The sequence below is a fragment of the Mesorhizobium argentiipisi (SeqCode) genome (assembly GCF_037179585.1).
GTDB lineage: Bacteria > Pseudomonadota > Alphaproteobacteria > Rhizobiales > Rhizobiaceae > Mesorhizobium > Mesorhizobium argentiipisi.
The window spans coordinates 42,634-61,054 of record NZ_JAPYKO010000036.1; the positions used below are offsets into that span (position 1 = coordinate 42,634).

The 18,421-nt window shown below is 63.6% G+C and carries 17 protein-coding genes and 1 pseudogene; 3 read left to right on the top strand and 15 right to left on the bottom strand.

Annotated features, from left to right (window positions below):
* Positions 1 to 267 precede the first annotated feature (267 nt).
* The 8 genes from O7A05_RS30455 to O7A05_RS30490 all read right to left on the bottom strand — a co-directional run bounded on the left by O7A05_RS30455 (position 268) and on the right by O7A05_RS30490 (position 8,624).
* Positions 268 to 1,119, bottom strand: a complete 852-nt coding sequence (locus tag O7A05_RS30455) for an FAD binding domain-containing protein (RefSeq protein ID WP_337096932.1) — start codon at positions 1,117 to 1,119, stop codon at positions 268 to 270.
* 11 nt (positions 1,120 to 1,130) lie between these two features.
* Positions 1,131 to 1,610, bottom strand: a complete 480-nt coding sequence (locus O7A05_RS30460) for a (2Fe-2S)-binding protein (RefSeq protein WP_337096933.1) — start codon at positions 1,608 to 1,610, stop codon at positions 1,131 to 1,133.
* Complete coding sequence (locus O7A05_RS30465) at positions 1,603 to 4,209, bottom strand: xanthine dehydrogenase family protein molybdopterin-binding subunit (protein WP_337096934.1); 2,607 nt, start codon at positions 4,207 to 4,209, stop codon at positions 1,603 to 1,605. The genes O7A05_RS30460 and O7A05_RS30465 overlap by 8 nt, the downstream gene beginning before the upstream one ends.
* Positions 4,209 to 4,712, bottom strand: coding sequence for a DUF302 domain-containing protein (locus O7A05_RS30470; protein WP_337096936.1), 504 nt, complete (start codon positions 4,710 to 4,712; stop codon positions 4,209 to 4,211). The genes O7A05_RS30465 and O7A05_RS30470 overlap by 1 nt, the downstream gene beginning before the upstream one ends.
* 149 nt (positions 4,713 to 4,861) lie before the next feature.
* Positions 4,862 to 5,485, bottom strand: coding sequence for a TetR/AcrR family transcriptional regulator (locus O7A05_RS30475; protein ID WP_337096938.1), 624 nt, complete (start codon positions 5,483 to 5,485; stop codon positions 4,862 to 4,864).
* Positions 5,486 to 5,778: 293 nt separating this feature from the next.
* On the bottom strand, positions 5,779 to 6,594 hold the full coding sequence (locus O7A05_RS30480; RefSeq protein ID WP_337096940.1) for an oxidoreductase: 816 nt from the start codon (positions 6,592 to 6,594) through the stop codon (positions 5,779 to 5,781).
* A 103-nt stretch (positions 6,595 to 6,697) separates the two neighbouring features.
* The gene (fabF, locus tag O7A05_RS30485) at positions 6,698 to 7,966 is read right to left on the bottom strand and encodes a beta-ketoacyl-ACP synthase II (protein ID WP_337096941.1); all 1,269 of its coding nucleotides are present in this window, start codon (positions 7,964 to 7,966) and stop codon (positions 6,698 to 6,700) included.
* A gap of 76 nt (positions 7,967 to 8,042) precedes the next feature.
* Complete coding sequence (locus tag O7A05_RS30490) at positions 8,043 to 8,624, bottom strand: TetR/AcrR family transcriptional regulator (protein WP_337096943.1); 582 nt, start codon at positions 8,622 to 8,624, stop codon at positions 8,043 to 8,045.
* Between the two features lie 85 nt (positions 8,625 to 8,709).
* Here O7A05_RS30490 and O7A05_RS30495 point away from each other — a divergent pair, with 85 nt between their 5' ends.
* The 3 genes from O7A05_RS30495 (at position 8,710) to O7A05_RS30505 (ending at position 13,689) form a co-directional block, all read left to right on the top strand.
* Positions 8,710 to 9,816, top strand: a complete 1,107-nt coding sequence (locus O7A05_RS30495; RefSeq protein WP_337096944.1) for an efflux RND transporter periplasmic adaptor subunit — start codon at positions 8,710 to 8,712, stop codon at positions 9,814 to 9,816.
* 2 nt (positions 9,817 to 9,818) lie between these two features.
* Positions 9,819 to 12,929, top strand: a complete 3,111-nt coding sequence (locus tag O7A05_RS30500) for an efflux RND transporter permease subunit (RefSeq protein WP_337096945.1) — start codon at positions 9,819 to 9,821, stop codon at positions 12,927 to 12,929.
* Between the two features lie 145 nt (positions 12,930 to 13,074).
* Positions 13,075 to 13,689 (top strand): TetR/AcrR family transcriptional regulator, encoded by a 615-nt coding sequence (locus O7A05_RS30505; RefSeq protein WP_337096947.1) that lies wholly within the window; start codon positions 13,075 to 13,077, stop codon positions 13,687 to 13,689.
* A gap of 305 nt (positions 13,690 to 13,994) precedes the next feature.
* Here O7A05_RS30505 and O7A05_RS30510 read toward each other — a convergent pair whose 3' ends face one another.
* From O7A05_RS30510 to O7A05_RS30540, 7 genes and pseudogenes are all read right to left on the bottom strand, one after another.
* Positions 13,995 to 15,083 (bottom strand): hypothetical protein, encoded by a 1,089-nt coding sequence (locus O7A05_RS30510; protein WP_337096949.1) that lies wholly within the window; start codon positions 15,081 to 15,083, stop codon positions 13,995 to 13,997.
* A complete protein-coding gene (locus O7A05_RS30515) occupies positions 15,044 to 15,337 on the bottom strand; it encodes a hypothetical protein (RefSeq protein ID WP_337096951.1) in 294 nt (97 codons plus the stop codon). The genes O7A05_RS30510 and O7A05_RS30515 overlap by 40 nt, the downstream gene beginning before the upstream one ends.
* 137 nt (positions 15,338 to 15,474) lie before the next feature.
* Positions 15,475 to 15,612, bottom strand: a pseudogene (locus tag O7A05_RS30520) (type 1 glutamine amidotransferase domain-containing protein); the annotation flags it as partial.
* Between the two features lie 13 nt (positions 15,613 to 15,625).
* Entirely contained in the window at positions 15,626 to 15,799 is a 174-nt protein-coding gene (locus O7A05_RS30525) for a hypothetical protein (protein ID WP_185970275.1), read from the bottom strand.
* A 31-nt stretch (positions 15,800 to 15,830) separates the two neighbouring features.
* Positions 15,831 to 16,958 (bottom strand): WD40 repeat domain-containing protein, encoded by a 1,128-nt coding sequence (locus O7A05_RS30530; RefSeq protein WP_337096954.1) that lies wholly within the window; start codon positions 16,956 to 16,958, stop codon positions 15,831 to 15,833.
* Positions 16,959 to 16,971: 13 nt separating this feature from the next.
* On the bottom strand, positions 16,972 to 17,301 hold the full coding sequence (locus O7A05_RS30535; RefSeq protein WP_337096956.1) for a hypothetical protein: 330 nt from the start codon (positions 17,299 to 17,301) through the stop codon (positions 16,972 to 16,974).
* On the bottom strand, positions 17,301 to 17,777 hold the full coding sequence (locus O7A05_RS30540; protein ID WP_337096957.1) for a hypothetical protein: 477 nt from the start codon (positions 17,775 to 17,777) through the stop codon (positions 17,301 to 17,303). The genes O7A05_RS30535 and O7A05_RS30540 overlap by 1 nt, the downstream gene beginning before the upstream one ends.
* Positions 17,778 to 18,421: the final 644 nt, after the last annotated feature.

Below are 18,421 nucleotides of genomic sequence, written 5' to 3' on the forward strand. Positions count from 1 at the left end.
GGAGGCTGGATTACTCGCGCTTCAGATCGTCTCCTGTACAACAAACAGCCACAGGAGGTGTTTTGTCAAGATATATCATATTCGATAGTCGAAAATTCAAATAATTCTACACACATACCCGGCCGCAGCTCCCGGTGCAGCACGGCCTCGAAGTTGACATCGCCCACGAGCCCTCCTTCCTCCTGAGGGCCTACAGGGCGCCGCCCACCGGAAGGTTCCGCCGATCTATCCTGCCTTGGGCCGAGATCGGGAGGGCGGCCAGCGTGCTTATCGCTCAACTCCGATCAGCGACGATCCGTGCGAGAACACCGCGACTCCGGGAGCGGCACTGTTGGCGAGGAATACCGCCCGCCGGGCGAGCACTTCCGCAAGACGTCCCCGGTAGGTCGCGTCCGCGAACAGGTCCACCGCTAGGCCATCGAGCGGCATGTGCACCTCTCGAAGCGCGTCGCCGACGAACGTCGCAAGCGCTGCCTCCGCCTCGAGCCAGCGGAATGCCCCGTCGGCGCGGACGGCCGCGACGGCCAGGCGGGGGCGGCCGTCCGCCGCGAGCGCCACGAACACCCCGGCCATGGGGTAGCGCGCGGCCGGATTGAGAAACTTGACGTAGGCCGCCTTCGTGGGCACGGGGAACGTCACAGCGGTGACGATCTCCCCCGGTTCGAGCGCCGTCCGGCCGGGGCCGGTGAAGAACTCGGCGGCGGCTAGGTCCCGCCCCGTCATGTGCACCGTCGCGCCGAGCGCGAGACAGGCGGAGGGATAGTCGCCCGCGACCTCGTGCGCGACGACGGCACCGCCCAGCGTGGCCCGGTGGCGCACCGCTGGGTCACCGATGTGTCCTGCCAGGCCCGCCAGCGCCGGCAGCCGGTTCCGAACGACCTCCGAGACGGCGACCTCGGCGTGAGTCGCGCCGGCTCCGATCGTGATCCCGCCTTCGCGTAAGTCGATCTCCCGGGGAAGCACCCCGGAGATCTTCACGAGGCTCGCGGGGGCGCGCCGGCGATGTTTCAGATCCCGCAGGAGCGTCTGGCCTCCGGCGAGCAAGGCCGCTCCCTCCGCGGCGCCGAGCCGACGAGCCTCGTCGAGTGAGGTGGCCCGATGGTAATCGAATTCGTTCATGGCAAGGGTCCTCACTCGCGCCCGGCGGCCATCGCCTTGGTGCCTGCCGCGATCGCTTTGACGATGTTGTGATAGCCCGTGCAGCGGCAAATATTGCCCTTGAGCTCCTCGCGGATCGTCGCCTCGTCCACCGCGCCCCGGCGCCGGGCAATATCGATCGCCATCATCACCATGCCCGACGTGCAGTAGCCGCACTGAAGAGCATGGTGCTCGCGAAAGGCCGCCTGCATGGGGTGGAGCGGGGCGCCGCGCGGGGCCAACCCCTCGATAGTCGTGACCGCCGAACCCTCGCACTCGAGCGCAAGCATGGTGCACGACTTCACCGCGAGGCCGTCCACGTGGACGACGCAAGCTCCGCACTGCGTCGTGTCGCACCCGACGTGCGTGCCCGTCAGTTGAAGGTGCTCCCGTAGATACTCGACGAGGAGCGTGCGTCCCTCTACCGCACCGCGGACCGCGCGGCCGTTCACCGTCATCGCGAGTTCAGGCATCGTCCCCTCCCTTGGCTGCTTGGCCGAGCAGAATGAACGCGCCGGCCTGCGAACCGCCAGGCGATGACGGTTCCGCTCCGGTCTCGCGGACCAGACTGCCCCGCCCCTCCTGCGCCCGTTCGATTGCCCGCCACACGTGCATCGGGGTCATCGGCATCGCCACCTCGGTCACGCCGACCGGCGCCAGCGCATCAAGGACAGCGTTGACGACTGCCGGGGTCGCACCGATCGTGGCGCCCTCGCCGACGCCCTTGGCGCCGAGCGGATTCAGCTTGGTCGGGACCTCGGTATGGCCCGTCTCGAAAGAGGGTAGGTCCGCGGCGCGCGGCATCGCGTACTCGGAGAAACCAGCAACCATCGGCTCACCGCCCATCCCGTAGACCATCGACTCCATGAGCGCCTGGCCCACGCCTTGCGCAGCACCGCCGTGCACCTGCCCTTCGACGAGCAGGGGATTGATGATCCGGCCGCAGTCGTCCACCACGACGTGACGCAATAACGCGACCTGCCCGGTCTCGAGATCGACCTCGACGACGGCAATGTGAGTGCCGTAGGCGAAGGGCATGTCCACTGGATCGAAGAATTCGGTCTCGTCGAGGCCAGGCGCCGTGCCCATCGGCAAATCGAGGCCGAGATGGGCGTCGCGCGCCACGTCGGCGAGAGTGAGAGTCTCGGCTTCCCGGTCCGAGGGGGGGAGCTCCATGCCCAATCGCCGCCGGAAGACGGCGTGGACTATCCGGTCTTCGACCTTCTTGCCGGTGTGTGCGGCCGCCGCGATGACCCCCAATCCATCCGAGGCTCGGAAAACGCCGTGCTCGAAGGTGAGGTCCGCGGGGCGCCTCTGGAGCTGGTGGGCGGCGATCTTCCGGGCCTTCTCCAGGAGCCTGCCAGCCGCCATGTGGACGGCCGTACCGCCGATCGCCATGGAACGCGAGTTAAAGGTGCCGGTCCCGAACGGCACGGCTTGAGTGTCGCCCTGCACGACCTCGACCTCGTTGGGCGCCAGTCCTAGTACGTCGGCCGCGATCTGGGCGAGACTCGTCGCGTGGCCTTGCCCGGTGCTCATCGCGCCGGAGAAGACGGTCGCGGAACCGTCGGCGTTGACGACCACGCGGGCGCTTTCGTGGCCGGCTCGCCAGAAGCCGACCGCGCCCATCCCGATCGAGGGCCCAACGGCCGAACTCTCGGAGAAGGTCGCAAGCCCGATGCCAAGGAAGCGACCCTCCGCCCGCAAGTTCGCCTGACGCTCTCGCAACTTTCGGTAGCCCGCCAGGTCGAGCGCCGCGTCCAGGTTGGCGGCGTAATCGCCCGAGTCGAGCGTCCATCCGGTCGGCATCCGGTGCGGCATGGCAGACGGGGGCACGAAATTCACCCTCCGGACTTCGGCGGGATCCATCGCGAGTTCGCGGGCCAGCTCGTCCATCATCCGCTCGAGGAGGAAGGTGGCCTCGGGGTGTCCCGCGCCGCGGTAGGGCCCGGTGGGCGTGCGATTGGTGAAGACCCCCACCACCTCAGTGGCGACGTTCGGGATGTCGTAAGGGCCGGAGACGCCGTATCCTGTGTTGATCGCGGGCACGCCAGGCCCCATGCCGATAGCATAGGCACCGAGGTCGGCGACGACCCGAGAGCGGAAGCCGGTGATCCGGCCGTCGCGCCGGGCCGCGATCTCGGCGTACTGGACCTGATCGCGCCCGTGCGTGGTGGCGAGAAAGCTTTCACCGCGCGCCTCCGCCCACGCGCAGGCGCGGCCCGTGCGCATCGATAGTACGGCGCAGATCACGTCCTCGGCGTAAAAACAGAGCTTGGCTCCGAACCCTCCGCCGATGTCTGGGGCGACCAGCCGCAGCTTATGCAGCGGCAGGCCAAGGCATGCGCCGAGGGAACGCGCGTGGACGTGAGGGAGCTGGCTCGACGTGTGGTGGACCAGCCGGCCCGACGCGAGGGCGAACTCGGACAGAACGACGCGGCCCTCGAGCGGCGCAGGGGCGACCCGGTTGTTGGTCAGACGCCGTCGCACGACGACTTCGGCGTCGGCGAGAGCGCGGTCGACATGGCCGCCCTCACGGCGGAACTGGTAGCCGATGTTGTTGGGCAAGGCATCGTGAAGTTGGGCAGCACCCGGCTCGATGGCCGCCTCCTGTTCGGCGACCGCGGGGAGCACCTCGTAGGAGACCTCGATTGCAGCCAGCGCGTTTTCCGCCGCGTTGGCGCTCTCGGCCGCGACTGCCGCGATCGGCTCGCCGACGTACCGAGCACGGTCGCGGGCCAGGACCGGATGCAGCGGGACCCCGATCATGCCGGGGGCTTCCCAATCGCAGGGCAGGTCGCCGATGCCCGCCAGGTCGTCGGCCATGAGGACAGCCACGACACCCGGCATCGCGCGGGCGGCGGTGGCGTCGACCGCGAGGATCCGGGCGTGGGCGTGAGGCGAGCGCAGTATCTTGACGCGCAGGGCGTCGGACGTTGCGATCAGGTCCGAGACGTAGCGGCTCCCGCCTCGCAGCAAGCGTTCGTCTTCGAGACGACGGACGGGGCGGCCCACGCTGGGACCCTCGGCCACCGGAGAATGCAAGTCCGGCTTCCGGGCCTGGTTGTCCATCACAGGCACCGCGCCAGGAGGTCCTGCAGCTTTCCCTCGAGCTTTGCGCCGATCTCGGCCGCCTCGGGAACACCGAAGGAGCCGAAGAGCGACGCGGGGCTGTCGTAGCTCACGATCGTCTTGCGGGTCTCCAGCGACTCGTACGCGGCCAGCCGAAATGGCGTGTACAGGCAGACCGCCGGGGCTTTATCGGACACGTCTTTCGCGATGAGTGGATTGCCGATGGCGTACTGGACGCTGGCGTGGGTTCGGCCGAAGTGGGAGAACAGTTGATTGTGTATGGCCTTCATGAACAGGACGAAGCCGCTCGACCCGATGAGCCCCTCGACCCGCGCCCTGAGTTGGTCCTGTGGAAGGTTCAAGTCGGCGAGTTCCCCGAGTACCTCCGGCGAGACCAGAGGCGCGTGCTTCTCGAGTTCACTGATGAACGCCTCGAACGGCTTGTCCGTGGTCAGGGTGTGTCGCGTGACGCTGAACGTGTGTTCGGTTGCCATCGTCTTCATACTCCTCGTCCCTCACTTCAGCTGCCGATCGGGCGGATTGCCGACGGTGGCGCCCGTGCTCGCGGCGGACTCTCCGTCAGCGGCAAGAGATGATCAAGATCATCTTTTGCGCACCTCTGGACCTCTCGCCAAGGAGGACGGAGCGCGCTTCACGCGGTGCTTACTTTCGCTGAGGATTGGGCCCGGCCACCTCGCCAACCCGTCGTCTTAAGCGCATGCTTGTGGGCCGTATCGAGAAAGTCCTTGGCCAAATCCTCATCGTCGAGCGCTCTGGCCAGTACCATGCCTCCAACGCAGAGAGCGACCAGCACCATCGCCTGATCGCGCGCTCCACGCCCCTTCAAATTCGTTTTGAAGACATCGACCATGGCTTGTGCGACCTCGCGATAGGCGGACTTGACGCCGCGGCTGCTGCGCGCAACGTCGGACGATAGCCCGACCAAGGGACAGGAGCCGTCGATGTCCTGGAGGTGATCGCGCGACAGGTAGGCATCGACCACGAAGCTGGCGAACCGCTGGTCGGGCAGGGATGCGTCCGCGCGCCCTTTTTGCCAGCGCTCCGGCACTTCCTTCTTCAGGAAATGCCTCACGGCCTCGGCGTAGAGCTCTTCCTTGCTGCTGAAGTGCCGATAGAAGCCGCCATGCGTGACCCCAGCGGCTGTCATGATCTCGCCGATTGTGACCTCGGCAAAGCCTCCCCTGTTGAATAGCCGGGCTGCGGCTTCGACAATCCTCTCCCGGGTCTGCTGCTTGTGCTTTGGCGCGTACGGCATTGGTGCTCCTCTCGACCATTCAATGGAATGAGCTATAAGATGATGTGGGACATCCGTTGTCGATCGAAAGAGTTAACGCGGTCAACACGCCTGCTGGTGGCGATGTGGGCAACATGCCGGAGCGCCAGTGCTCCTGCCATCACGGGCGGGCCCTGCTCGGGCCTCGACCTTCCGGTCTTTGGCTTCAAGGCGCCCATTCGCGCTGGCTCTCGCATGGGCAGGCCGGATTGGACAGACCGCCTCGGCAGTTGGTTCCCCTGGTCAGCTCGGTGTTCGCGAGCAAAGCCTCGCTCTCAGACCGGCAGCCCGAGCTGCTTTCGCAGGCTCTTGTCGAATGCGGATGCGGGAACGAAACGGCGCAGGAGACTGACCTGGCGCGCCATCTTTCCCGCCGCATAGCGCCTCTTCGGAGTGGGGTCGGTGGCCGCTTTCAACACCGTGGCCGCAACCACTTCGGGCGCATCGCCTTTTTCCATCGATTTCCGCACGGCCTTAGTCATGCCGGCGCGCGCAGAGTCATAGATATCAAGCACCTGATCGGGGGCGGCGAGATTCTCCGCGAATGACGTACGGGTATAGGCGGGCTCCACCAGCGCAACGCGAATGCCGAACGGGCGCAGTTCATGGTCGAGCGATTCGGAATAGCCCTCGATGGCATGTTTGGTCGACGCATAAAGCGCGAAATAGGGAGCCGGGATGAACCCTTGGACCGAACTCAAATTGACGATCCTGCCCTTTCCCTGGCGCCGCATTGCCGGCAACACCGCGTTGGTCACGCGCAACACGCCGAAGACGTTCACGTCGAACAGCGCCTGGGCCTGGGCGGTCGAGGACTCTTCCGCGCCGCCAAACAGACCCATCCCGGCATTGTTGACGAGCAGGTCGATGCGTCCGGCCTTGGCCAGAACGTCCTCCACCAGTTTCGCCACGGACGCGTCATCGGTCACGTCGCAGGTCAGCATTGTGACGCCGTCGGTCCTCTCACCCGCCGCGCGGCGGCTGGTTCCGAACACGCGAAAGCCAGCCTTGAGCAGGGCTTTGGCCGTTGCGTGCCCGATGCCGGAGGATGCCCCGGTCACCAGGGCGACGGCGGGATTGGTCTTGTTCATGGGAGTTCTTTCTTTGGCCAGGGTTGCGTTTCGAAAATGTGTCCCGCTGGTCGTCCACGGTCAGCGGCTCGTCACCGGCCGCTCCGGCCCCCGTACCGGCTGGCTAGTCGGTCCAGCGCCGGAACAACGCACTGGCGTTAACCCCGCCAAAGCCGAAGCCATTGGAGATCGCGTAGTCCATCTCCATTGGCCGGGCGTGGTTTGCGACGAAGTCGATCCCGTCGCCGGCCGGATCGGGGGCGCTCAGATTGAGGGTCGGCGGTGCGACCTGGTCCCTGAGCGCCAGCACCGTGAAGATGGCTCCAAGCCCGCCGGCGGCTCCGAGCAGATGTCCGGTCGCCGACTTCGTTGCGCTGACCGCTATGCCGAAATCCGTGCCGAAGACCCTTTTGATCGCCTCGATCTCTCCCGCATCGCCGACCGGCGTGGAGGTCGCGTGCGCGTTGAGATGGCGGACTTCCCGTGCCGAAATGCCGGCTTGGGCGATCGCGATCTCCATGGCTCGGCGCGCACCGTCGCCATCCTCGGGTCCGGACGTGATGTGATAAGCGTCCGCCGTCGTGCCGTAGCCGACGAGCTCGGCCAGCGGCTTGGCGCCGCGCGCAAGCGCATGGCTCAAGGACTCGATGACCAGGATTCCGGCTCCTTCGCCCATGACGAAGCCGTCACGCAGCATGTCGAACGGACGGGACGCCTGATCGGGACGGTGATTGAAGGAGGTCGAAAGCGAGCGTGCCGCGGCAAAGCCGCCGAGGCTGACCGCATTCATGCAGGCTTCCGTTCCGCCGCAGACCGCGATGTCGGCCTCATTGGCACGGATGAGACGCGCCGCATCGCCGATCGCCTGGATGCCGGCCGCGCAGGCCGTCACCGGAGCGCCGAGCGGACCCTTGAACCCGTGTCGGATCGAAATTTGTCCCGCTGCCATGTTCACCAGGAAAGATGGCACGGTGAACGGCGAGAGACGCCGAACACCGCGCTGGTCGACGGTTCGCACGGCTTCGGTTATCGCGGGAAATCCTCCGACTCCCGAAGCGATGATCGTCGCGGTGCGCGCCTTGTCATCGTCCGAGACCGGCTTCCACCCCGCCTGGGCCAGCGCCTCTTCCGCCGCCGCCAGTGCAAAGACAATGAAGCGGTCCGCCCTGCGCTGTTCCTTCGGAGCCAGGACGGTGTCTGGATCGAAGCCGGCTTCGGGGTCTTCCTGCAACGAGGGAACCGTTCCGCCGACCTTGGCCGGCAGGTCTCCCACCATTTCGGCCGGCAGGCTCCTTATACCCGAGCGGCCAGCCAGGAGCCGGGACCAGGACGTCGCCACGCTGGCCCCAAGAGGGCTGACTGCTCCCATGCCTGTAATTACGATCCGACGCATCTCTACTCCAGCTGTCATTCTGCTTGATCCGTTCACGTGATGGCGCGGCGCGGGCGCCTGGTCGCGATAACCGCCTCTATTCCTGCGCGGCCGCAATTCGCCTGACTTCGCCGGCGGCGGCATCGAGAAAACGCTGCGACATCTCTTCATCCCCAAGGATACGGGAGATCGTCACGGCACCCACCATCAGCGACAGCATCGCCATGGCCTTGCGATGGGTTTTTGGACCTTTTGCCGCCGGCATCAGTTCGTCGAGAACCTCGAGGTGGGCTGCGATGCCATCCTGGAATCGCGCCCTGACCTCCTCGCCTTGGCGCGCCGCGTCCGAACCAAGCGCCACGATCGGACAACCGTCGCTCTTCTCTTCGCGATGTCCTGTTGAAAGGTAGAGCCCGATAAGGGCTTCAAGGGGGTCGGGGCTTCCGGCGGCAACACTCGACCATCTGCGGGTCGCGTGTTCCATCGCTCGCCGCGATGCCTGCGCTGTCAGATCCTCCTTGGAGTCGAACTGCTTGTAAAAGGCGCCTTGGGTCAGCCCGGCACCCTTCATCAGATCCTTCAGGCCGATACCGTCAAAGCCGTGCTCTCGAAATAGGCGGCTTGCCACATCGATCACGGTTTGCCGGTTCTGCTCAGCCTGACTGCGACTAACGCGCATGGTCGATCTCCTTTTTAGATTGCGTTCGTAATCAATAGCAGATATAGAGTGCGAATGCAATCTATTTCAACAGGAGGCAAGGGGCATGAAAAAGAGACTCATTATTGGGTTGGGGAGCATCGTGGTCGTAGGGCTCGGGGTGGCCGCATTCATCACGCTTCGCACGCAGACGGCCGCTGCCGCGGCTGATCCGAGGCAAGAACCTCCGATGGTCCGACTGGTGACGGGAGCGGAGGTGCCCGGATCCGATCGCGGCTTCACGGGCACGATTGCCGCGCGGGTGCAGAGCAATCTCGGCTTTCGCGTCCCCGGCAAGATCATCGAGCGCCTTGTGAATGTCGGTGAACGAGTCAAGGCGGGCCAACCGCTGCTGCGGATCGACGACACCGATCTGGCCCTTGCACTCACCGCGAAACGCAACGCTGTCGCTGCCGCCCGCGCTGTCCTGGTTCAGACAAGCGCGGACGAAAAGCGCTATGCCGTTCTGGTCAAGAAGGAACTGGCCGCAACCCCGCAGCGCTACGAGCAGGCCAAGGCGGCACTTGATACCGCGACGGCACAGCTCGCCGCCGCCGAAGCCGAAGCCAAGGTCGCGGAGAACGAGGCGGCCTATTCCGTCCTGGATGCGAACGCCGATGGAACGGTTGTCGAAACGCTTGGCGAGCCGGGACAGGTTGTCGCCGCGGGACAGACAGTGGTTCGCATCGCGGACGCCGGCCCCCGCGAAGCGGTGGTCGCACTCCCCGAAACGATCCGGCCGGCGATCGGCTCGGTGGCCGAAGCAGGCATGTATGGGTCCGTTGGGCGGCATTATACGGCGCATCTGCGACAGTTGTCGGACGCCGCCGATCCCCAGACCCGCACCTATGAGGCCCGTTACGTGCTCGACGGTGAGGCCGCGGCCGCACCGCTTGGCGCGACGGTTACCATTCGGCTTGCAAGCCAGGCGAGTGAGCCGGAAGTGCAGGTGCCGCTAGGCGCCGTGCTGGATGATGGCCAGAAAACCGGCGTTTGGATCTTGGACGGGGCAACCTCGACCGTACACTTTCGCCCAGTCAAGCTTGTTCGTTTGACCAGCGAAACCGCCGTGATCTCTGGGCTGAGCTCGGGTGATTCGATTGTTTCGCTCGGCGCCCATCTCCTGAAGGAGGGCGCTCGCGTCAGGACTGCGTCCGAAAACGGGAGCAACTGACGATGAACCTCAACCTTTCGGCGATCGCCGTTCGCGAGCGAGCCGTCACCCTTTTCTTCATCATTCTGCTGGTTGCCGCCGGCGCCTACGCCTTTCTCATGCTTGGACGGGCGGAGGATCCCAACTTCACCATCAAGACCTTGACGGTCACGACGGTATGGCCGGGCGCGACGGCGCGCGAGATGCAGGATCTCGTCGCCGAACCGTTGGAGAAGCGACTTCAGGAGCTGACCTGGTACGATCGTGTCGAGACGACAACACGGCCGGGCTATGCGTATCTGACGGTCACGCTGAAGGACAGCACACCGCCATCCAGCGTGCAGGAGGAGTTCTACCAGGCCCGTAAGAAGCTCGGGGATGAAGCCCGCAACCTGCCCCCCGGCGTGTTCGGTCCCTTCGTCAACGACGAATATTCCGATGTCAGCTTCGCCCTTTATGCCCTCAAGGCGAAAGGCATGCCGATGCGGGAGCTCGCGAGGCAAGCCGAGACCATTCGCCAGGACCTTCTGCATGTGCCTGGCGTCATGAAGATCAACATCCTCGGCGAACGTCCCGAGCAGATATTCGTCGAGTTTTCCTATGCCAAGCTGGCAACTCTCGGCGTGTCGGCGCAGGATATCGTTGCTGCCTTGCAGCGGCAGAACACCGTTACACCGGCGGGCTCGATCGACACCAAGGGGCCGCAGGTCTTCATCCGGGTCAACGGCGCCTATGACAGTGTCCAGACGATCGCCGACACGCCGATCGTCGCCGCGGGACGGACGCTGAAGCTCTCCGACATCGCCGAGGTCCGGCGCGGCTACGAGGATCCTGCCACCTACATCATCCGTCACCAGGGTGAGCCGACCATCATGCTCGCGGCGGTGATGCAGGAGGGCTGGAATGGTCTTGAACTCGGCAAAGCGCTGGAGGAGAAATCCGCTTCTATCGCACAGACGTTGCCGCTCGGAATGACGCTGGCCAAGGTCAGCGACCAGGCTGTGAACATCGGCTCGTCGGTGAACGAGTTCATGCTCAAATTCGCGATGGCGCTCGGCGTGGTGCTGCTGATCGCCCTGATCAGCATGGGTTGGCGCGTCGGCATCGTCGTGGCGGCCGCCGTTCCTCTGACGCTTGCGGTCGTGTTCCTCATCATGCTGGAAACCGGCCGGTTCTTCGACCGCATCACGCTCGGCGCCCTTATCCTGGCGCTTGGCCTTCTCGTGGACGACGCCATCATCGCCATCGAGGTGATGGTGGTGAAAATGGAAGAGGGCATGGACCGCATCAAGGCGGCGGCCTATGCGTGGAGCCATACTGCGGCGCCGATGCTCTCAGGCACGCTCGTGACGATCGCCGGGTTCCTTCCGGTGGGCTTCGCGCGCTCGACGGCCGGAGAATACGCCGGCAACATCTTCTGGGTCGTGGGGTTCGCCCTCATCGTCTCCTGGATCGTCGCTGTTTTCTTCACCCCGTATATGGGCGTCAAGATGCTGCCCGCGATCAAACCGGTCGAAGGCGGCGTTCACGCCATATACGACACACCGAACTATCGGCGCCTTCGCCGGCTCATCACCTTTGCCGTGCGCCACAAGTTTGTGACCTGCGCTGCCGTCGGCATCGTCTTCGCACTTTCGGTTGTCGGCATGAGCGGTCTCAAGCAGCAGTTCTTCCCGACATCCGATCGCCCTGAAGTGCTGGTCGAGGTTCGCCTGCCGGAAGGCACCAGCATCGAGACGACGACCACCACGGTCGAGAAGCTGGAACACTGGCTTGGCGGCCAGCCGGAGGCCAAGATCGTGACCAGCTATGTCGGCCAGGGCGCTCCCCGCTTTTTCTTCGCCATGGCGCCAGAACTGCCGGATCCAGCCTTCGCCAAAATCGTCGTGCTGACGCCGGACGCGGAGGCGCGCGAGGCCTTGAAGCACCGGCTGCGTGAAGCGGTTGCGACAGGGCTTGCCCCCGAAGCGAACATCCGCGTTACGCAACTCGTGTTCGGACCTTACACCCCGTTCCCGGTCGAGTTCCGGGTCATGGGGCCTGATCCCGCGCAATTGTACGCCATCTCTGAAAAAGCCCTCGAGGTCATGCGCGGCGTGCCGGACGTGCGGCAGGCCAATCGCGACTGGGGCAATCGCACGCCGGTACTGCGCTTCATCCCGGATCAGGATCGACTGAACCTCATCGGCCTGTCGCCGGCGGAGGTGGCCCAGCAGCTCCAGTTCCTCCTCACCGGCATCCCGGTCACGCAGGTCCGCGAGGACATCCGCAATGTCCCGATCGTGGCACGCAGCGCCGGCGCAGAGCGACTGGATCCATCGCGTCTGGCGGATTTCTCCCTGATGAGCCGCGACGGCCGCCAGATCCCGCTAGACCAGATCGGCCACTCGGAAATCCGTCTGGAGGAGCCGATCCTGAAGCGGCGTGATCGCACACCGGCCATCACGATCCGCTCGGATATCAATGAGGCGACCCAGCCGCCGGAGGTTTCCAAGCAGATCATGACGGCCCTTCAGCCGCTGATAGCATCCCTTCCGGCCGGCTATCGCATCGAATTGGGTGGATCTATCGAGGAGGCGGCCAAGGCCAACACCGCGCTGGGTAAGGTCTTCCCAGTCATGATCGCCGCCATGCTGATCGTCATCATACTGCAGGTGCGATCCTTCTCGACGATGGCGATGGTCATGCTGACGGCACCGCTCGGCCTCGTCGGCGTCGTACCGATGTTGCTCATCTTCAACCAGCCCTTCGGATTCAACGCCATTCTGGGTCTGATCGGACTGGCGGGCATCCTGATGCGCAACACGCTGATCTTGACTGAACAGATCAAGGAGAACCGTGCCGCCGGCCTTGACGACTATCACGCCGTGATCGAGGCCACGGTTCACCGTACAAGGCCGGTGATCCTGACCGCACTTGCCGCCGTGCTGGCCTTCATCCCCCTCACGCACTCCGTCTTCTGGGGATCGATGGCCTACACGCTGATCGGTGGCACGGCGGCCGGCACGGTGCTGATCCTGCTGTTCCTCCCCGCGCTCTATGTCGCGTGGTTCCGGATCAAGCCGACCGCGGATGATATCCATGCGGATTCGGCGAAGGAAGCGGAATTGCAACCAGCGATGGCGGCCGAGTAGGGCTCTCTTGTCGCAGGAGACGGTTCAAGTTCTTGCCCGTTGGCTTTGCCTGGACACATGCAGGGCCATCGGCACGAACTTACCGTTTACAGACGATCCTCCACGCGAGTCCGGCAGGTTCGCTTCATCAATTCTGGAGACATGCATGAATCGTCCGGTTCGAACACGAACTGATCCCGACGAGATGCGGGCGCGCATTCTGGCCGTGGCGGGGGAGCAGTTTCGCCGCCTCGGTTATCATAAGACGTCGGTGGCCGACATTGCCGCCGAACTCGGCATGAGCACGGCAAACGTCTACCGTTTCTTCCCCTCCAAGGGCGCAATCATCGAGGCCATCTGCGGGCGCGTGATGGATGAGGTGGCAGAGTTCGCCTTTGTGATCGCGCGAACGGGCGCGCCAGCCTCGGAGAAACTCACCCGGCTTTTGACCGCGATTCACCATCACACCAAGACGACCCTGATCAAGGAAAAGCGTATGCACGACATGATCGTCGCCGCCATGCGGGAGAACCGGGCGATCATCAAGGCGCATATCGAACAGATGGTAGGGATATTTGAGGCGATCATCCGCGAAGGCATTGAAGCGGGAGAATTCAGGTTCGAAGATCCGGCGGAGGCGGCGCGCGCGGTCAAGACCGCGTTCACGCCGTACTTCCATCCGGTACTGCTCGAGCACTGCCTTCAACACGGCGAAGACATCGAAGCGGGCATGCGCGAGCAGGTTCGCTTTATCCTGAAAGCTCTGGGCAAGTTGGACTAAGCCGCGTGCGGGAACAAACGTCATGCAATATGCGGCAACTAGGCGGACCCGCTTTGTTGGGTCATTATTCCACCTCCCAGACCTGAGCGACTTCTCCAAGCCGCTCTGCCGCGGCCGGATCTTGCGTTTCCAATAGGTGGCGCTGGCATTGGCCGGTACGGCGAAGGCGAGGTCGTCATATTTGACCTCAGCCACGGGCGCTTGCCACTCTCAGGAAAAGCCTCGTTCCGGATCGCTTGGAGCAATCGCTCGCTCCCGCAGCTGTGAGCAAAGTTCAGTCCACGACGGATCAGAAACGAAACTGCTCAGACCTCCACAGGCATCAGTGAAAGGCAATCGCCGAAGCGGTCGATGACCTCGCTGGTTGTGCCTATGCTGCCCTTTCGGATGGACTCGAATGGATCCTCATCGCATTCAATGACGCGATGCCCCCAAGCTCCTGGCACATCATCGCTCGCGAGAGCGCGTCGAAGGTCCGCATCCATGTCTGCGGTCTCTAGAGCCCGACAAATGACGTAGCGCATCAGGGGATAGTAGACCGGCTGGTGGCTGCCTCCGAGCGCGCGCACGCCGGGCAGGATCGACAGGACCAGAAACATAAGGAGCAGGTTGGGAATAAGGCTGCGGTTCGCCAGCCGCTCAATGATATCGGGAGCCGCGAAGCGAGCTACCTTCGTTCCGGTCGCCAGATTGACGAGTTCTCCACCCACCATGCGCAGCGGCAGGCGCTTTCCGTTTTCATAGTACCAAAAGAAATCCGTACCGCGTGCGAACCAGCCACCCCAGGGGCCAGCCGCCAGTCTGTCGATCTCGTCAAGGATATTCAATGCCAGCTTTGGGCTTTCCAGCAACCTCGTACGCAGCCAGGAATCCTGGTCTGATAGGTGGTCCGCCACCAGGTCGGCAACATCCTCATCGTCGATTTGCAGGAAGGCAAAGCTCTCTCCGAACAGTTTCGGCCAGAGGATGCGATTGGCTGCCTTGATGGCATGGGCAGGCCGCTCGAACTGCGTCTTCGGTAGAAGGCTGCGAAGCAGGGCGAGGGCGTCTCCCTCGGCATTTGGCTCCGTTGGCACCAGCTCGAACCGGTATGATTCAGGCCCGGTCAGAAGGCTGTACCCGATCATCCGGCTTCGGCTGAGACCGAAGACGTTGACTGGCTTCCCGTCAAGCGTGATCCAGCCTGGTCCCTTGTGGGGCTTTTCAACGAGACTCACCGTTGAAACGGCATAGGAAAGGTAGGTCGAGCAGCCATGCGCCGAGAGGCCAAGCAGGCTGAAGATGTGCGTGTAATAGGCCTCTGGCTCCATGAGGAGAAACAAATGCGGGCCGGTCTGCAACACGCGGCGTTGTTCTAGATCGTTGCATATTTGGGAAACGGCGTTGATCGGCAATCCGTTTCGCGTTCCCGCGTTCCTGATCGTGTCGAGCAGCCTGGCAAACGCGCGCTGCGAATTTCGGTCAGCCTAACGAGAACAGCCGCCCCAATAACTGAACCAGCCGACCACGCGGCCTCAAGGTAGCCGAAATCGGCGGCGGTCCCTTGCTGCTCTTCGAAGACGAAGCTTGATCCGATCACCGTGACCAGCACCGCGCCTCCATAGAGAAGGGCATAGGCGGCAAACAGACGAAGGAGATGCCTGCCCATGTTCGGTGCCAGGCCTTTGGCCGTTCTGACACCTTGCGGGAGGAGGCCTGGCCGCATCCAGGAGAGTGAGCCGGCTGAAACTAGGAACAGCAGGGCGAGCACCATGAACGTCAGGGCAGTCGAGCGCCCGGCCGGTGATGAGCTGGCCATCGACGGCGGACCGCGCCGAGGCTAATTAGCTCGTCCTGGACCAGGAACGGCACCACCTTCGTGAGACCCACGGCCTCTTCCTCGGAGCTGGTGAAGCCGGTGACGTAGCGCTCTTGAACAAATGGGTGCCGTCGGCCCCTAGTTCGTCTTCAATTGACCAATCCGGTTTTCGGCGATCCAGCGGGCAGCGAGCACCAACGCTCCCATGCTGAAATCCTTACCGTGCTTGGCGACCATCTCTTCCGACAATTTGGCGAGTTGTTCGAAGAAGGCGTCCTTGCTCTCTTCCTCTGTGGTGATTTCAGTCTGCATTCTATCCTCCTATTTCGCGCGGACTGCCCCGCTATTTGAACATCTGCCCTGGAAAGGTGATGATGGCCGCGGTGCCGTCGACCATGCCCGCAGCCAGATGCCGTCCATCGCCGGACCAGGCAAGCGCGGTTACCCCACTGCCCAAGGGCCGGACGAGAAGCTCGTCGCGTCCGCCAATCTGGGCGACGGTGATCCGGCCGTTGGCGTAGCCCGCCGCGACGAGTTTCTTCTCCGGGTGCGCCGCCACCGTTTCGACCAGAACGAGACCGGCGCGACCGGTCTCCAGTGCTCCAGCGCTTTCGCCGTCAAGCGGCGGTGCGGTCATCGACCAACCAGCAATCCGGAACGCACCTGAGGCAAGCAGCGCGTTCGCTGGCTGGCTCCAGCACACTGCGCGGACCGGCGAGGGAAATCCCGCGATGACGCCGCTAAGACCATCGGCGAGGTTGATCAGGGCAACGCCGCCCGTTTCGAGCCCGCTGGCCAGCCATGTGCCGTCGCCGCTCCAACGGATCGATATCGGGCGCGCCGGAAAGACAAAGTCTCGTATCAGGCTGGCAGGCCCTTCGACTGCCCAAATCGACAGCCCATTGCCCAAGCCGCAGGCGAGGCGGCGTCCACCGGGGGAGAAGGCCAGTGCGTCCGTCGACGATGTTGAACCGCATTCCAATTTCGTCACATCGCCGAGATCGCGGGATAGGAAGACATCGCGCCCGTCGCTGACCGCCGTCACGGCTGTCCGGGCGCTATGATCGATGGCGACGATAGGCCCTTCGATCTTGATCGGCGTTTTCGCACCTTCGCCGTCAGCCGTCAGACGCACTGCTTCGCCGGCCGCCGTTCCGATGAGGAAGCCGGAATGCAGATAGGCGGCGAGGGGGGCATCGCCATCGCCAAATGTCGCGGTGGCGATCAACGGCATTGGCGGCTTCTCGCGCGGGCGGATCGTCGTCTGGCCGAGGTCGCCGCTCACCCGAATCCGCGATTCCGGCGGTTCCTGGTCGGCGATCGCGGCGATGGCCACGGTTCCGTCCACGGATGTGAAAGCAACGGTCGAACCATCGGCGCTGAAGCATAGATCGGCGATCGCCGACGGGCGCCGCCAGCTGCGTGCCAGCAGGTCGAACAGGGTCAGGTTTTGCATCGTCTGCTGGTTCACTGTGTCTCTCCCATCAGTCCTCGTTCACTGTCGCCGCAAGCTCGCGATCGACATCCGCGACCTCGCCTTCGGCAACGGCGATACGGTCCTCACACGCTGCGCGCGCGTTGATGATCGCCTCTGCGCTCCCTTCCGCTTCATGCAAATCCTGCACCAGTTGCGCGCTGGCGCCGTTTCTGCCGATCTCCAGCTCCATGCGCAGCACATCAATCTCGATGCCGGCGAGTTTCTGATTGAGCCGCAATGCCTCGGCGGTGAGCGCCGAGACGTTTCCGACAAGAGCCAGCCGGCGCTCGAGCAGCGCCTCTCGCGTAGTGCCTTGCCTGTTTATTGAACCCGCCATCATTTATCCTCCCCGGCTGCCGGTCCGGTCGGGTTTTCGAAAGCCGAAAGCAGCTTAGGCAGAGTGTCAGCCTGCGACTGGAACTGCTTCTCGGCCGTTTCGATGTGGCTCTTGAGCTGATCCCAGATATCGACCCGGATCATCGATGTGGTGTCGCCGGTGAGGCGCTCGATCTCATCGACGCGGAACTGGCGCGTCAGCGAAACGCCGGAAAACACGAAGTCGCGTAGCAGGATCGCATGGCTCTCGATGAACAGATGGATCATCGGATGGGTTTGCGGGGTGACGCCACCGGCAGCAAGCTCGGCCCGGATGAAGTCCTGGAAATGGCTTTGCAGCCGGTACTGGCTTTCGCCCATGAAACGCATGACGAAAACCAGGTCGCGCGGCATCAACCTGACCAGATCTCCGGTCACCCCGTCGGCGTGGTTGGAGATTGGCGGGGCTGGGCCCCGGTTGTCTTTGTCGTTCGGCATCATCTTTCTCTGGCACCGCGCCCGTTCGGCGCTTGCCTCTAGATAGTAGAGAGTGATCAAAAAATTAATAGATCCCGGAAGAATTTGATTATATTGCAGAAGCTAACTGGATATATTGCAGCGCAAACATGAGTAAATGTTACAATCGTAATATACATGTGTAAAATATCGTTACAGTTGCCTATGCGTTTATGAGCGGAACAGTCTGAGATTTCGCTCAGCGCGGGGCTCACGGCCCTTTTTTCAAACTGGCACGGCGATTGCTTTACCTATTTGCATAAGAAGCCCATCGCGCTTGAAGCGGTGCCAAAAGAACGAAGGACCGGAGGAAGCAGGGACAGGTACATCCGCTTCGATACGCCATCGCAAAATGCGGTTGGCGTCTCGCGGCCCCCTGCCAGATACCTCGAAAACCTTTGCCGCGATCCACTTGAATGGCCGGACCATGAGTCGCGCCTGAATGCGCAACCCTTTGTCGTGCCGTTCGCACTCTCACTGGCGGTGCCGTGCGCCGCTTCATGCCGGGGTCAAGGGACCCGCGGCTCAAACCTGGTGGAGGCTTATGACGATGACGTCTCTGACGCTCAACAAGATCACCTCGCAACGCGGAATCTCCGTGGGCGAAGCAACCAAGAAGATCGCCG

Coding starts and splice junctions, on each gene's coding strand:
- O7A05_RS30455 (WP_337096932.1), bottom strand. CDS start 1,119: ATGAACGAATTCGATTACCATCGGGCCACCTCACTCGACGAGGCTCGT.
- O7A05_RS30460 (WP_337096933.1), bottom strand. CDS start 1,610: ATGCCTGAACTCGCGATGACGGTGAACGGCCGCGCGGTCCGCGGTGCG.
- O7A05_RS30465 (WP_337096934.1), bottom strand. CDS start 4,209: ATGGACAACCAGGCCCGGAAGCCGGACTTGCATTCTCCGGTGGCCGAG.
- O7A05_RS30470 (WP_337096936.1), bottom strand. CDS start 4,712: ATGAAGACGATGGCAACCGAACACACGTTCAGCGTCACGCGACACACC.
- O7A05_RS30475 (WP_337096938.1), bottom strand. CDS start 5,485: ATGCCGTACGCGCCAAAGCACAAGCAGCAGACCCGGGAGAGGATTGTC.
- O7A05_RS30480 (WP_337096940.1), bottom strand. CDS start 6,594: ATGAACAAGACCAATCCCGCCGTCGCCCTGGTGACCGGGGCATCCTCC.
- fabF (WP_337096941.1), bottom strand. CDS start 7,966: ATGCGTCGGATCGTAATTACAGGCATGGGAGCAGTCAGCCCTCTTGGG.
- O7A05_RS30490 (WP_337096943.1), bottom strand. CDS start 8,624: ATGCGCGTTAGTCGCAGTCAGGCTGAGCAGAACCGGCAAACCGTGATC.
- O7A05_RS30495 (WP_337096944.1), top strand. CDS start 8,710: ATGAAAAAGAGACTCATTATTGGGTTGGGGAGCATCGTGGTCGTAGGG.
- O7A05_RS30500 (WP_337096945.1), top strand. CDS start 9,819: ATGAACCTCAACCTTTCGGCGATCGCCGTTCGCGAGCGAGCCGTCACC.
- O7A05_RS30505 (WP_337096947.1), top strand. CDS start 13,075: ATGAATCGTCCGGTTCGAACACGAACTGATCCCGACGAGATGCGGGCG.
- O7A05_RS30515 (WP_337096951.1), bottom strand. CDS start 15,337: ATGGGCAGGCATCTCCTTCGTCTGTTTGCCGCCTATGCCCTTCTCTAT.
- O7A05_RS30525 (WP_185970275.1), bottom strand. CDS start 15,799: ATGCAGACTGAAATCACCACAGAGGAAGAGAGCAAGGACGCCTTCTTC.
- O7A05_RS30535 (WP_337096956.1), bottom strand. CDS start 17,301: ATGGCGGGTTCAATAAACAGGCAAGGCACTACGCGAGAGGCGCTGCTC.
- O7A05_RS30540 (WP_337096957.1), bottom strand. CDS start 17,777: ATGCCGAACGACAAAGACAACCGGGGCCCAGCCCCGCCAATCTCCAAC.